The organism is Alteromonas sp. AWJ4_197 (genome assembly GCF_056160285.1).
The window spans coordinates 159493-174783 of sequence record NZ_JBSWWW010000008.1 but is presented as its reverse complement, the minus strand read 5'-3'; the positions used below and the strand labels follow the sequence as shown (position 1 = coordinate 174783).

Here is a 15291-nt window from a genome sequence, read left to right as displayed (position 1 = left end):
TTTGTACACCTTGACACTGGCTTATGAGATCATTAGAATTCCGCGACCCAATTTCTGGTAAGTCCGCTTAATTTAGCGAAGACATACTGAAACAGGGCCGCGGTTTTTTTGTTTTCGGGGCGGGTAAATGTAGAGCACGTTTACAACAAGCTTCAGATTTAATAGGCCGTTTAACAGACCCGACCATGGATCGGGTTTTCATTTTTTACTAACAGGAGCTAGTTAATGGCAACAGTTAACCAGTTAGTGCGTAAGCCACGTCGTCAGCCAGTTGCAAAAAGCAACGTAGCTGCACTGCAAGCTTGCCCACAACGTCGTGGTGTATGTACTCGTGTATATACCACTACGCCTAAGAAACCAAACTCTGCACTGCGTAAAGTATGTCGTGTACGTTTAACTAACGGTTTCGAAGTGTCTTCATACATCGGTGGTGAAGGCCACAACCTGCAAGAGCACAGCGTTGTTCTTATCCGTGGTGGTCGTGTTAAAGACTTACCAGGTGTTCGTTATCACACTGTTCGCGGTACTCTGGACTGCGCAGGCGTTAACGATCGTCGTCAAGCCCGTTCTAAGTACGGTGCGAAGCGGCCTAAATCTTAACGGTTCTCCGTTAGTAAGGCCAAACTGAAGTAATCAGAGTTTTGGGATTTCCCTGAATTCATACGGAGAATTGTAAAATGCCAAGAAGAAGAGTCGTAGGTCAACGTAAAATCCTACCAGAACCAAAATTTGGTTCACAACTGCTTGCTAAATTCATGAATGTCGTAATGCTCGACGGCAAGAAATCAGTTGCTGAAAAGATTGTTTACGGTGCGCTTGATATTGTTGCTGAAAAAACCGGCAAAGCACACTTAGACGTGTTCGAAGACGCTCTGGACAACATCCGTCCTACAGTGGAAGTTAAATCACGCCGTGTGGGTGGTTCAACTTACCAGGTTCCTGTAGAAGTTCGTCCTGTTCGTCGTAACGCGCTGGGTATGCGTTGGATGGTAGAAGCGGCACGTAAACGTGGCGAAAAGTCCATGGCACAACGCCTTGCAGCTGAAATGTTAGATGCAGCAGACAACAAAGGTTCTGCGGTTAAGAAACGTGAAGACGTTCACCGTATGGCCGAAGCGAACAAAGCGTTCGCACATTACCGTTGGTAATCAACGTTTAAACTGAGAGAGACGTATGCCTCGTAAGACCCCAATTGAACGTTATCGTAATATTGGTATTGTCGCTCACGTAGATGCGGGTAAAACCACCACTACTGAGCGTGTCCTGTTCTATACAGGGTTATCACACAAAATCGGCGAAGTGCATGATGGCGCAGCCACCATGGACTGGATGGAGCAGGAGCAGGAGCGTGGTATCACGATCACTTCTGCTGCTACCACGTGCTTCTGGTCTGGAATGCAGCAGCAGTACGAACAACACCGTATCAACATCATTGATACGCCGGGACACGTTGACTTCACCATTGAAGTTGAACGTTCTCTGCGTGTTCTTGATGGTGCGGTGGTTGTATTTTGTGGGTCTTCCGGGGTTGAGCCTCAATCAGAAACAGTCTGGCGTCAGGCTGATAAATATCGTGTACCGCGCATGGTTTTCGTCAATAAGATGGACCGTGCCGGTGCCGATTTTGAACGTGTTGTGGGTCAGATCCGCAAACGTTTGGGCGCAACCTGTGTACCGATTCAACTGAATATTGGTGCAGAGGAAGAATTCCGTGGCGTCATCGATTTAATCAAGATGAAAGCCATCAACTGGAATGCTGAAGACATGGGTATGACTTTTACCTATGAAGACATTCCGGCTGAACTGGTTGCTAAAGCAGAAAAATACCGCACAGAGATGATCGAAGCGGCTGCAGAGGCTTCCGAAGAGCTGATGGAAAAGTACCTGGAAGGCGAAGAGCTGACCGAAGAGGAAATCCGTCAGGGTCTGCGTACCCGCGTACTGAACAACGAAATTGTTTTGGCAACCTGTGGTAGCGCATTTAAGAACAAAGGTGTTCAGGCTGTGCTGGATGCCGTTATTGAGTATTTGCCTGCACCAGTCGACATTCCTTCTATTAAAGGTGTGTTAGACGACGGCGAAGAAACTGAAGCAGAGCGCCATGCTGACGACAGCGAACCGTTTTCTGCTCTGGCATTCAAAATTGCCACAGACCCGTTCGTGGGTACCCTCACGTTCTTCCGTTGCTATTCCGGCGTGGTTAATACAGGCGATACCGTCTATAACCCTGTGAAGCAAAAACGTGAGCGTTTTGGTCGTATCGTGCAGATGCACGCTAAAGACCGTGAAGAATTAAAAGAAGTTCGTGCCGGCGACATTGCCGCAGCTATCGGACTGAAAGACGTGACCACCGGTGACACCTTGTGTGATCCGAATCATGTTATTACACTTGAGCGTATGGAATTCCCTGATCCGGTAATCTCCATCGCCGTAGAGCCAAAATCTCAGGCAGACCAGGAAAAAATGGGTCTTGCTCTGGGTAAACTGGCTGCAGAAGACCCGTCGTTTAAAGTACATACTGATGACGAAACCGGACAAACAATCATTTCCGGTATGGGTGAACTGCACCTCGATATTATTGTCGACCGTATGAAGCGCGAATTTAAGGTTGAATGTAACGTAGGTAAACCACAGGTTGCTTATCGTGAGACTATTCGCAGCAAGGTCGAAGCGGAAGGAAAGTTTGTCCGTCAGTCAGGCGGACGTGGACAATTTGGTCACGTCTGGCTACGTATCGAGCCACAGGAAGAAGGTGCAGGCTACGAATTCGTGAACGAAATCGTGGGCGGTGTTGTACCAAAAGAATTCATTCCTGCGGTAGACAAAGGAATTCAGGAGCAGCTGCAAAATGGTGTGCTGGCAGGGTATCCTGTACTTGATGTAAAGGTTACACTGTTCGACGGTTCATATCATGATGTTGACTCTTCTGAAATGGCGTTTAAGATCGCCGGCTCTATGGGTTTCAAGAAAGGTTGTGCTGAGGCAAATCCAGTATTGCTCGAACCCACTATGAAAGTTGAAGTAACAACTCCAGAAGATTGGATGGGTGATGTTGTAGGCGATCTGAATCGTCGTCGCGGCATGATCGAAGGTATGGAAGACGGTGTAGGCGGGATCAAGATTGTTCGCGCGAAAGTACCGCTTTCAGAAATGTTTGGGTATGCGACTGACTTGCGTTCACAAACGCAGGGTCGTGCGTCATACTCTATGGAGTTCTTCAATTACTCTGAAGCGCCTAGCAATGTTGCAAAAGCGATTATCGAATCAAGAAACTAAATCTTAATGAAGGTTCGGTCCGGTCTGTATTGGGTCGGACTTTTAACTTAGGAAACGAGAAAAATGGCAAAAGAAAAGTTTGAACGTACGAAACCCCACGTAAACGTGGGTACAATCGGCCACGTTGACCACGGTAAAACCACTCTGACCGCAGCAATCACTACTGTACTGTCTAAGACTTACGGCGGTTCTGCTCAGGCTTTCGATCAAATCGATAACGCGCCTGAAGAAAAAGCTCGTGGTATCACCATCTCTACTTCACACGTAGAATATGACACGCCTACCCGCCACTACGCGCACGTAGACTGTCCTGGACACGCCGATTACGTTAAAAACATGATTACTGGTGCTGCTCAGATGGACGGCGGTATCCTGGTAGTTGCTGCGACTGATGGTCCTATGCCACAGACTCGTGAGCACATCCTACTGGGTCGTCAGGTTGGTATCCCTTACATCATCGTATTCATGAACAAATGTGACATGGTTGACGATGAAGAGCTGCTGGAACTGGTTGAGATGGAAGTTCGTGAACTTCTGACTGAATACGAATTCCCGGGCGACGATCTGCCAGTAATCAAAGGTTCTGCTCTGAAAGCCCTTGAAGGCGACGCAGAGTGGGAAAAGAAAATCATCGAACTGGGTGAAGCACTGGATTCTTACATTCCAGAGCCAGAGCGTGCTATCGACAAGCCGTTCATCCTGCCAATCGAAGACGTATTCTCAATCTCAGGCCGTGGTACTGTTGTAACTGGTCGTGTTGAGCAAGGTATCATCAAAGTTGGTGAAGAAGTAGAAATCGTTGGTATCAGAGATACAACCAAAACTACTTGTACCGGTGTTGAAATGTTCCGTAAACTGCTTGACGAAGGTCGTGCAGGTGAGAACGTTGGTGTTCTGCTGCGTGGTACTAAGCGTGATGACGTTGAGCGTGGTCAGGTACTGGCAAAGCCTGGTTCAATCACTCCTCACACTCAGTTTGAAGCGGAAGTATACGTACTGTCTAAAGATGAAGGCGGTCGTCACACTCCATTCTTCAAAGGTTACCGTCCACAGTTCTACTTCCGTACAACTGACGTAACTGGTGCCGTTGAGCTGCCAGAAGGCGTAGAAATGGTAATGCCTGGTGACAACCTGAAATTCGTCGTTGACCTGATCGCTCCAATCGCGATGGAAGAAGGTCTGCGCTTCGCAATCCGTGAAGGTGGTCGTACAGTAGGTGCTGGTGTTGTAGCTAAAATCATCAAGTAATTGATGACTACACACTAGTCCAAAAAAAGGTCGCGCAAGCGGCCTTTTTTGTTTTTAGTGACCCGTTAAACCTGATGATCTGCCAATAATGTTTCCTTTGCAAGTATCAGCAGGTGCATCTTTTACCGGAAGTGTTATCATCGCCGGCGCTTTTCGAGCTGTGGATGATAATGCCTGATGCAACAATCCCTTCACATAGCTGCGTTACCCTGAGATGTTTCCACAAAAATGGTGTTCGCCATGAAATTTGATTCCATTAAGTCCCGCCTGATGTTGATGACCCTGATCTGCGTGTCAGGAATGAGTTTGCTGGTGGTAAATCAGCATTTATTCACTAAGCGCCTCTTTCATTTGCATGAGCAACACAATTTATTGCTGCATCTGGAGCAGGAGTTGTTGCAATTAAGACGTCACGAAAAGGACTTCCTGCTGCGACATCAGATGGACTACTATCACCGGTTCACGGCGCGCTCCGAGCGGTTTAATAATGATCTTGCCGGGTTGTCGCCGTTGCTGGCCGACTATGCGTTGCCGGTAGAGCAAACCGGCGAACTTGCGCAAAGCATGCATGATTACCAGCGCCTGTTCCGTGAAGTGGTTACTCTGCAAAGTCAGTTGGGATTAACCCGCCAGTCCGGTTTTCAGGGCAAACTCACCGGCATAGAGGATGACATGTCTCGGGTGCCATTCTTTGCCTATGGTAGTGAGGCTTATCAGCTGAAAGTTGCCCTGCAACTGGCTACCCGCAATTATCTACTGACCCGTGAAAGCTTTCACCGTCAGGCTGTACGTCAGGCCCTTGAAAAGTTGCAGCATGCGGCGGTGATCAGTAATGACGGGCAGGCACAAACCCTGACGGCAGAGTACACCCTGGTGTTTAATCAACTGGCTGACGCGGTTACGACAATGGGCGTCACCCATAATGATGGCCTGCAGGGAGCCTTCAGGCGTCAGGCCCATGATGTGGAAGACAAGCTGCGAAGTGTGGAAACCGCATTGCAGCCGTTGATCACCGATCAGCAAAATAAAGTCAGGGTGTACAGTTTGTCGATTGCGGCAGTGACATCCATCGCATTGATTTTACTGCTGGTCAAAAGCTTCGCCACATTTCACCGTGCTTTTGCTAATTTCGTCATGTTCTTTTACCGTTGTAAAAGGCAATATCAGAAAATTGATACCCGGCAGCTCGGGTTTGCTGAATTTAAGTCGCTTGCTGAGCTGGCAAACGAGATGGTGGAATCCCGCAGGGATATCGAGAAAAAGCTGGCGAAAGCCGAAGCCCGGCTTCAGGAACAGAATTCTGTAGCGAAATGAGGCTAAGCGGCAGACAGCCACACCAAAAATGAATGAGAAACAGGTTAACTGCAATATGAAATATACAACGTTGGGCAGCAGCGGGCTGTCAGTCTCTGAAGTGTGCCTGGGTACGATGACCTGGGGCATTCAGAATACCCAGCAGGATACTGACGGGCAAATGGCTCTGGCACTGTCCAGGGGCGTAAACTTCATTGATACCGCTGAGATGTACCCGATACCGCCGAACGAGCCGACATCCGGTGATACGGAGCGTCAACTGGGCGACTGGCTGAGTCGCAACCAGAGCCAGCGTGAAGAGCTCATCATCATGACCAAGATCGCAGGCAGCGGTATCAGCTGGATCCGCAACGGCGATATTATCAACGCTGAGAATATTGGTATTGCCATTGAAGGTTCGCTGAAGCGTTTGCAGACCAGCTACATTGATGTGTACCAGTTGCACTGGCCGAACCGTACCTCTCCGCATTTCGGTAAACACTGGCCAGGCAAAGTGGATCCCACCACCTTCGATAAAGAAAAAGAAACGGAAGGAATGCGCAATATCCTCAGCGGTCTGAAAACCGCCATCGATGCCGGTAAAATCCGTCACTGGGGACTGTCTGACGACACGCCCTGGGGCATTCATACTTTCCTGCGTTTATGTGATGAAATGGGTATACCGAAACCGGTATCCATTCAGAACGAGTTCAGCCTGCTGCACGGAAAGGATCTACCCTACGTGATTGAAATGTGCCACCTGGAAGATATTGCTTATTTGCCATGGTCACCATTAGCAACGGGAATGCTGGCCGGTAAATATCTGGACGATGCGAGACCGAAAGGATCCCGCTGGACGTATGTTCAGCGTCAGGGTCTGTTCCGTGATAAGCAGCCGGCCCACGATGCAACACGGCGTTATGTGGAAATTGCTTCCCGTGCAGGGATTACACCTTCGCAACTGGCGCTGGCCTGGTGTCAGCAGGTACCGGGAGTCACTGCAACTATCATCGGTGCCACTACTGAAGCGCAACTGGCAGAGAACATTGATGCGTTTAATTTAACGCTGGATTCTGCCGTACTGCGCCAAATCGAAGACGTTTACAGAGCGTATCCTGTTCCTTTCTGAGGCATGACTGCCGCGTTCATTTCGCTGTCATAAATCCGCCATACACTTGCTTATCTGAACATAAGTGAGTGTATGCTTTATTATGACGCTATCCCATACCAACATGGAACCGACGGTTGCGGCAGGAACGCCACGTCATTCAATAAAAAACTGGTTTGTACTCCTTGCCCTGGTTTATCTGATGCTGCTGGCAGTATCGATGATTGGCAGTGGCTTCAAATTCGCCACCGCTGACCATGCGCGGGGTTTATTCGAATTTGCCTCAAATCCGGTGATGGGCCTGATCATTGGCATGGTCAGTACCGCCCTCATTCAGTCATCCAGCACGGTGACCTCCATCATAGTTGCCATGGTTGCAGGCGGGTTGCCCGTACCTATTGCTGTGCCGATGATAATGGGAGCGAATATCGGTACCAGTATTACCAACACCATAGTGAGCCTGGGGCATGTAGCCCGCAAAGATGAGTTCAGACGGGCTTTCCATGCCGCGACAATTCATGATTTCTTTAATGTTATGTCGGTGATGATTTTCCTGCCGCTGGAAATGGCGACAGGGATATTAGAAAAAAGCAGTCAGTATCTTGTCTCGCTGCTGCAGATGGACAACAGTGTGGCAATGTCCGGCGTGAATCCGGTAAAGGCGGTCACTGAACCGGTTGTACACTGGGTCACAGAGGGCCTGATGTTCCTGCCGTCTGTGTATCCCGGGGTCGTTAAAATCCTGCTGGGTGTTTTGCTGATTGTGGCATCAATCACACTGATGGGAAAAGTCATGAAAGTGCTTATGGTAGGCAGGGCGAAAGATATTCTGCACACCAGTATCGGCAAAGGGCCGGTATCAGGCATTACCTCCGGGGCTGTAATGACAGTGCTGGTCCAGTCATCGTCTACCACCACGTCACTGATGGTTCCGCTGGTGGGTAGTGGCATTCTGAAAGCCCGTGATATTTATCCGTTTACACTGGGTGCAAATATCGGTACCTGTATTACCGCGCTTATCGCTGCGCTGGCGGTGACTGGCCCGATGGGTGGTGTTGCCATGCAGATTGCGCTGGTGCATCTGTTATTTAATATCTTTTCAGTGCTGCTGATATTTGGTCTGCCCTTTCTGCGTAACATTCCACTCAGTCTGTCATCATCACTGGCCGGTCTGGCAGCAGAGCGTAAAATTTACGGTGCTGCTTATATTGCCGGATTGTTCTTTGTTATGCCGCTGTCTGTGATTTTTATTTCACAGTGATTTACATTCCGCCGCTTCACATCAATCTGAAGCGGCCCTGTCATCCCCGCCGGAAAATGCAGATTACACCGCAAAAAGCTCGCAGAATCCGGGTTCATCAACAATAATTAAGTGACTGATTTTATTAAGTCACAGCAAAAACAATAAATGAGCCGGAAAAGGTTCGTATCCTCCCTGAATCGTAAGACTTTGGTCGCAACATTCATGATTTATAGGGTAATCCGCTGTAATTTGTCTCACAATGAAATTGTTTTGTTAATGTTAATTTTTCGTTAGAAGATTGAGGGTGACGTACCTGTTCGTCCCTTCGCTTTATCCTCAATAAGAAAAAAGAACACCATTTAAAAACCAAATCTGATTTTAAAAATGAATCGGGAGAAAACACATGTATACACGCATTGCAGCCTCGTGCGCACTTATCCTGGCGGGTAGCCCTGTCTACGCTTATGATTTCAGCTTCAAAGGCATGATCAAAACGGAAGTCGTGACATCCAGTCAGGGTGTCGGCAGTTATGGAAGTACTTACAGTCATGTTGCACCAACACATGCACTGAGAACGGATATTTTCGGCGGTGCCCCTGCAACTGCGCAAGAAACGAATTATCTGGAATCCCAGTCTACTTCTTTCCAGGCTTCTCAGTCCCGTTTCTCCCTCAATATGAAGCACGATAAAATTCGCGGAGTACTTGAGCTGGATTTCATTGATGGTGAAGACGGCTTTACTAACCAAACCGCATTGCAGGCGCAGGAGCCAAGACTTCGTCTGGCAACGCTTTATTACGATTACAGCGATAATCTGACGCTGTTTGCCGGCCAGAAATGGTCTACTGCATCAGGGATCAAATCCAGCGGCAGCTACAACTGGGTTGGTAATGGTTACCGTGCAGGTAATTCCGGCTTCCTCGCCATGGAAGCGGGTGCAACTTATAAAGTTGATAACTTAACCCTGACCGGCGCAATCACCGGTAAGGGCCGTAACCTGAGTAGCAGCGGTGTGAATAATAATGAGCTGGGTGGTATGCCGGGCTTCGCTGTAGATGCTAACTACAAAATATCCGGCCACGTCATCGGTTTTGCGGCACACGTAGCCGAACTGCAGTTTGAAGATGAGCCGGGCTATGTTGAAGGCAGTAACCAGGATGCCAACCTCTTTAAAGTGTACACAACACTTAACTTCGGAGCGGTTAGCCTGAATGGTGAATACTACACCGGTGAAGCACTGAACAACCAGAATGCGTTGGGTGTAGCGCCGGCAGTGACATTAAGTGGCGGTGTGGTTAGCGAAAGCTTCTCAGAGAGTGGCTATATGATGTACGCAAGCTGGACGCCGGCAGCAGGGCATAACGTGAAAGTAGGTTACGGTAGTGCGTCGGTAGACTCCGGTGACCGTGATCGCCTGTCTGCAACCAGCCTGAACGAAAACACGACTGCCTATATTAACTATGGCTATCAGGCTACCGAAGGCTTAACCACTTTTGCTCAGTTAACTCACTTCGATACTGAGTATGGTTCTGACTTTGAAAGCTTCACAACCGTGGTTGCACGTGCCGGTGTGATCTTTAAGTTCTGAGGCAAATTTAGCGGCATCCTGCCACCCCGCCTGCTGTCTGCGTGATATTCACTATCAGTTGCGCAAATAGCCGGTGAGGGTGGCACGGTTTATCTGAATACTTTCAGCTTTTGTTCATCGGGTCTGTTGAGCAATTTGTCCGGATTATCTTCTTTTACGCAGTCAGGTTAAAGGTAAGATAATTGTGATTTTTTCGTTATTTTTTCAAAAGAGGATGTATTCCTCTGAATTAAAAAACTGGCTGTTGGTCTATGAGACTAAGGTTGTATCTTTTTGTCTTAAAAGAGCAAAATCGCTAAGACCAAAGTCTCATTTTGCTTTACCTTAGAATGGCTACCCTGTTTAACAGACAATTATTACTGGATTAACATGACATCGGAGGCATTATCCATGACTGCCAGCAAGACGTATCCTGTACCGGACAACATTCTGGAAAACACGCATTTGACGCAAGAGCAGTATGATCAGATGTATAAGCGCTCTGTAGAAGACCCGGAAGGCTTCTGGGCAGAGTACGCTTCAACGTTAGAATGGTACAAGAAACCAACTAAAACCAAGAATACGGTATTTGGCGCAGATAACGTTTCAATCAAATGGTTCGAAGACGGCGAAATCAACGCCAGCTACAACTGCATCGACCGCCACCTGGCGAAGAATGCAAAGAAAACGGCGTTGTTCTGGGAAGGTGATTCCCCTGAAGACAGCCAGGAAATCACTTATCAGGAACTGCATTACGAAGTATGTAAACTGGCAAACGGCCTGAAAAAGCTGGGTGTCGGTAAAGGCGACCGCGTTGCGGTATACATGCCTATGGTACCGCAGGCTGCTTATGCCATGCTGGCATGTGCCCGTATCGGTGCGGTGCATTCTGTTATCTTCGGCGGATTCTCGCCTAATGCAATCGCTGACCGTATTAACGACAGTAAAGCTAAAGTTGTTATTACTTGTGATGAAGGCCGCCGTGCAGGCCGTTCTGTCCCTCTTAAAGTGAATGTAGATAAAGCGCTGGCTAACGGTGCGTGCCCGTCTATCACTAATGTCATTGTACACAAGCTGACCGGCGGCGATGTTAACTACAACAGCGACGTTGATGTGGTGTGGGACGAGCTTACTGAAGACTGTTCAGCCCAGTGCGAACCGGAAGTCATGAACGCGGAAGACCCGCTGTTTATTCTGTATACATCAGGCTCAACCGGCACGCCAAAAGGTGTGGTGCATACTACCGGTGGTTTCCTGCTGTATTCATCTATGACCTTTAAGTACGCCTTTGATTATCGTGAAGATGACATTTACTGGTGTACAGCGGATGTGGGCTGGATCACAGGTCACAGCTATATGGTTTACGGACCGATGATCAATGGTGCTTCTCAGGTATTCTTTGAAGGTGTGCCTACTTACCCTGACGTACGCCGTATTGCTCAGGTAGTAGAAAAGTACAAGGTGAACAGCCTGTACACAGCACCTACTGCAATCCGCGCCCTGATGGCCCATGGTGAAGCGCCGGTGGAAGGTTGCGATTTGTCTTCTCTGCGTCTGTTAGGGTCTGTGGGTGAGCCAATTAACCCGGAAGCATGGGAATGGTATTACCGCGTGATTGGTCAGAGCCGTTGTCCCATTATGGATACCTGGTGGCAAACAGAAACCGGCGGCATGATGATTACTCCGCTGCCGGGTGCGACGCCACTTAAGCCTGGTTCGGCTTCCCGTCCGTTCTTTGGCATCCAGCCTGCGCTGTTTGATGCAGACGGTAATGATCTGGAAGGTGCCGCTGAAGGGAACCTGGTGATTAAAGACAGCTGGCCAAGCCAGGCCCGTACTGTTTACGGTGACCACGAGCGCTTTATCCAGACTTACTTCAGTGCCTACAAAGGCGTGTATTTTACCGGTGACGGTGCCCGTCGTGATGAAGACGGATACTACTGGATCACAGGTCGCGTGGACGATGTACTGAACGTTTCCGGTCACCGCTTAGGTACTGCTGAAATTGAAAGTGCGCTGGTGGCTCACCCTAAAGTGGCTGAAGCTGCGGTGGTGGGATATCCCCACGATATCAAAGGGCAGGGTATCTATGTGTACGTTACCCCTAACGAAGGTATTGAGCCGGACGAGGCGCTGACGAAAGAACTTCGTGCGTGGGTACGTCAGGAACTGAGCCCGATTGCCACACCGGATATGATTCAGTGGTCCCGCGGACTGCCTAAAACTCGCTCAGGTAAGATTATGCGCCGCATTCTGCGTAAGATTGCCGCTAACGAGCATGAGCAACTTGGTGATACCTCAACGTTGGCGGATCCTTCCGTTGTTGATACACTCATCGAGGAGCGCTTAAACAAATAAGGGAAAAGAATGATAACGCTGCTGATTGCTGATGACCATCCGCTGTACCGGGATGCACTGCGGGGAGCGTTATCGTTAACCCTGCCGGATCTCATTCTACGGGAAGCCGGCGATCTGACTACCACGGTCGATATCCTCGAAAAAGAAGATATCGACCTGCTTCTTCTCGATTTACATATGCCCGGCAGCCATGACATGTTTGGTCTGGTGCACATCCGTAAACTTTATCCCGAGCTTCCTGTAGCCGTTGTCTCCGGTACAGAGGACGCTGCCATTATCTCTAAAATTGTCGGTGTAGGCGCGCTGGGATTTATTCCGAAAACAGCCAGTTCCGGTGATATCGCTAATGCTGTGCAGTCTATTCTTGACGGTGATATCTGGTTACCGGAATCGGTGAGTGAAAAGATTGAAGAGGTCGACGAAGCGTTTTCCGAACTGGCAGATAAAGTGGCGTCGTTAACACCTTCTCAGTACAAAGTGCTGTGTTACATGCGGGATGGTTTGCTGAATAAGCAAATTGGCTATAACCTGGATATCGCAGAGGCAACGGTGAAAGCACATGTCACCGCTATCTTTAAGAAGCTGGGTATTAACAACCGTACACAGGCGGTACTGATTGCCTCCCAGCTTGAGCTCGAGCCGCCGAAATAATTATCCGGCGGGACGTTTTTCCGTCAGAATAAACTCATGTTCCGGGTCTACAATAAAGCGCCCGTTCATGGCTTCTCTGCCAAACAACATAAGATAAGTCATTTCACGCCGGTCGGTGAGTGTTAACTGGATCCGCCAGGCTTCACCGGACATCACCACTTCCGTGTCGATAACATATCTGCGCTCCAGGGTTGCCGTGGAGCTTTTCACCTTCTTGCGGGCGACGACTTTCGCCTCACGGCGCACAATGCTGTCTACATTGTGAATGTCAGGATGAATATCGAAACTCACCCATAAATCGCCGTCACGGTCGAACTCGTCGATATTATCGACATGTAATGACGACGTTGCCGCCCCCGTATCGACCCGGATTGTCAGGTCGTTAATGGTCAGCTCGGGTAAATCACAATATTCCAGTGCACCTATCAAGCGTTTTTGTTGCTCTTGCATCAGTGTTCCTCTAACAAAGGTAGTCAACCTATGGTTGGGATTGTTCGGTTGTTACCAGGTTATCCTGTAGTAATTCTACGTGTTCAGCCACCGTGTCCGGTTGTTTGAAGTAGCCGATGTGATAAATCGCTTCGCCTTCCTGCGCCAGCGGAATATTCTGCTTACCTACAATTACACCATCCATAGGACTGTACATAATTTCCAGTACCTCACCGAAAGGATTGGAAATCGTCGCCAGCTTGTCACCTTTAACAATATGGTCACCTAACTGGGCGATATGATTCACCAGACCACTTTCCGGTGCCCGCACCCAGCCACTTTCTCTGGCAATAAAGCGCTTAATGTCGTGACCTTTACTGCGACTCTTGTTCAGCATGCCCACGTGGCGCATGGTGTTAATAATGCCTCTTACGCCGGCGCGGATAGAAAACTCGTCATAACGCAGTGCCTGGCCAGCCTCGTACAACAGAATTTTTACGCCATCTTCGCTGGCGGCCTGACGCAGACTGCCATCTCTCAAATCTGCGTTCAGTAATACCGGTACACCAAATGCTTTCGCCATTCCCAGCACTTCCGGATCGTCCAGATTCGCGCGGATCTGCGGCAGATTACTGCGGTGTATGGCACCGGTATGCAGGTCGATGCCGATATCACACTTACTCACCACTTCTTTAAAAAAGAGGTTCGCCAGACGGCCTGCCAGAGAGCCTTTTTTGCTGCCTGGAAAGCTGCGGTTCAGATCTCTGCGGTCAGGCAGGTAACGTGACTGGTTCAGTACACCGTACACATTCACCATAGGAACAGCGATAAGTGTTCCGCGAAGCCTTTCAATAGCTTTGGAATGAATAAGACGGCCTACAATTTCAATGCCATTCAGTTCATCACCGTGGATAGCCGCCGACACGAACATAGTCGGGCCGGGTCGTTTACCACGTTTTACATAGACCGGAATACTCATGTTGGTAGCGGTATAAAGCGGCGGCATTTCAAGCTCAATCTTTTTGCTTTCGCCGGGCAGAATACGCTGACCACCAATTTCCAGTGCTTTTTCTGCCATTAACCTTTACCTCGTGTACGGGTGTTGCCCGGTTTTGCTGATTTGGCAATAAAGTCGATAATCATGCCCGCCACATCTTTTTTGGTGGCTGCTTCAATACCTTCCAGACCCGGTGACGAGTTTACTTCCATCACCACCGGTCCATGGTTAGAGCGGAGAATATCTACACCACAGCAATTCAGACCCATGGTCTTTGCCGCTGCAATAGCCGTTTTTCTTTCTTCCGGTGACAAGCGCACCAGACTGGCTGAGCCGCCCCGGTGCAGGTTAGAGCGGAATTCACCGGGCGCCGCCTGGCGTTTCATGGCCGCAACCACTTTATCACCGACAACGAAACAACGGATATCAGAGCCACCGGCTTCTTTGATGTATTCCTGGATCAGAATGCTGGCATTCAAACCCATAAAGGCCTCAATGATTGACTCTGCGGCTTTCTGGGTTTCCCCCAGTACCACGCCAATACCCTGAGTACCTTCCAGTAGTTTAATTACCACCGGTGCGCCACCCACGTTTTTAATCAGATCTTCAATGTTATCCGGATGATGGGCGAAGCCTGTACGTGGCAAACCAATGCCTTTACGGGATAACAGCTGCAATGAACGTAATTTGTCCCGCGAACGGCTGATAGCAACCGATTCGTTAATACTGTAAGTCCCCATCATTTCGAACTGACGGACAACAGAGGTGCCGTAGAAACTGACTGATGCACCGATACGGGGGATAACCGCGTCATAGAACGGCAACCGCTTACCTTTGTACCTTACTGAAGGCCTGGCACTGGTAATATCCATGTAGCAGTGCATGGTGTCGATAATATCGACTTCATGGCCTTTCTCTCTGCCTGCTTCAAGTAGCCGGCGGGTGGAGTAAAGTTTAGGATTGCGGGACAGAATTGCGATACGCATAATTTTTATTACACCTGTAATGGTAGAATAAGGGCTGCTGCATCCGGCGAACAGGTGCGGATGAAAACACAGACAGACCAAAGCTTTAGTTGATAATATAATACGAACCGGACATAAGAGGTGATATAATTTTGC

13 protein-coding genes are annotated in these 15291 nt (G+C 49.0%); 10 read left to right on the top strand and 3 right to left on the bottom strand.

Features of this window, described 5'->3' with window-relative positions; translation table 11 throughout:
- Positions 1 to 225 precede the first annotated feature (225 nt).
- From rpsL to ACXAGC_RS18585, 10 genes are all read left to right on the top strand, one after another.
- Positions 226 to 600: a 30S ribosomal protein S12 gene (gene rpsL / locus ACXAGC_RS18630; RefSeq protein ID WP_070123207.1), complete on the top strand. Its 375-nt coding sequence runs from the start codon at positions 226 to 228 to the stop codon at positions 598 to 600.
- 77 nt (positions 601 to 677) lie between these two features.
- On the top strand, positions 678 to 1148 hold the full coding sequence (rpsG, locus tag ACXAGC_RS18625) for a 30S ribosomal protein S7 (RefSeq protein ID WP_070123208.1): 471 nt from the start codon (positions 678 to 680) through the stop codon (positions 1146 to 1148).
- Between the two features lie 25 nt (positions 1149 to 1173).
- Positions 1174 to 3276: an elongation factor G gene (gene fusA / locus ACXAGC_RS18620; protein WP_474846208.1), complete on the top strand. Its 2103-nt coding sequence runs from the start codon at positions 1174 to 1176 to the stop codon at positions 3274 to 3276.
- Between the two features lie 63 nt (positions 3277 to 3339).
- Positions 3340 to 4524 (top strand): elongation factor Tu, encoded by a 1185-nt coding sequence (gene tuf, locus ACXAGC_RS18615; protein ID WP_474845340.1) that lies wholly within the window; start codon positions 3340 to 3342, stop codon positions 4522 to 4524.
- 240 nt (positions 4525 to 4764) lie between these two features.
- Entirely contained in the window at positions 4765 to 5838 is a 1074-nt protein-coding gene (locus ACXAGC_RS18610; RefSeq protein WP_474846206.1) for a chemotaxis protein, read from the top strand.
- 55 nt (positions 5839 to 5893) lie between these two features.
- Positions 5894 to 6946, top strand: coding sequence for an aldo/keto reductase (locus ACXAGC_RS18605; protein WP_474846204.1), 1053 nt, complete (start codon positions 5894 to 5896; stop codon positions 6944 to 6946).
- A gap of 103 nt (positions 6947 to 7049) precedes the next feature.
- A complete protein-coding gene (locus tag ACXAGC_RS18600; RefSeq protein WP_474846307.1) occupies positions 7050 to 8186 on the top strand; it encodes a Na/Pi symporter in 1137 nt (378 codons plus the stop codon).
- Positions 8187 to 8571: 385 nt separating this feature from the next.
- Entirely contained in the window at positions 8572 to 9756 is a 1185-nt protein-coding gene (locus ACXAGC_RS18595) for a hypothetical protein (protein ID WP_303574927.1), read from the top strand.
- Positions 9757 to 10146: 390 nt separating this feature from the next.
- Positions 10147 to 12093, top strand: a complete 1947-nt coding sequence (acs, locus tag ACXAGC_RS18590) for an acetate--CoA ligase (protein WP_119502609.1) — start codon at positions 10147 to 10149, stop codon at positions 12091 to 12093.
- 9 nt (positions 12094 to 12102) lie between these two features.
- The gene (locus ACXAGC_RS18585) at positions 12103 to 12744 is read left to right on the top strand and encodes a response regulator transcription factor (protein ID WP_119502608.1); all 642 of its coding nucleotides are present in this window, start codon (positions 12103 to 12105) and stop codon (positions 12742 to 12744) included.
- On the opposite strand, the gene ACXAGC_RS18580 is transcribed toward ACXAGC_RS18585, so the two are convergent.
- From ACXAGC_RS18580 to rimK, 3 genes are read right to left on the bottom strand one after another with little or no spacing between them, the layout of a single operon-like run.
- Positions 12745 to 13194 (bottom strand): ATP-dependent zinc protease family protein, encoded by a 450-nt coding sequence (locus tag ACXAGC_RS18580; protein WP_119502607.1) that lies wholly within the window; start codon positions 13192 to 13194, stop codon positions 12745 to 12747. It abuts the gene before it with no gap.
- A 28-nt stretch (positions 13195 to 13222) separates the two neighbouring features.
- A complete protein-coding gene (locus ACXAGC_RS18575; protein WP_119502606.1) occupies positions 13223 to 14251 on the bottom strand; it encodes a succinylglutamate desuccinylase/aspartoacylase family protein in 1029 nt (342 codons plus the stop codon).
- Positions 14251 to 15156 (bottom strand): 30S ribosomal protein S6--L-glutamate ligase, encoded by a 906-nt coding sequence (rimK, locus tag ACXAGC_RS18570; protein WP_119502605.1) that lies wholly within the window; start codon positions 15154 to 15156, stop codon positions 14251 to 14253. The genes ACXAGC_RS18575 and rimK overlap by 1 nt, the downstream gene beginning before the upstream one ends.
- Positions 15157 to 15291 lie beyond the last annotated feature (135 nt).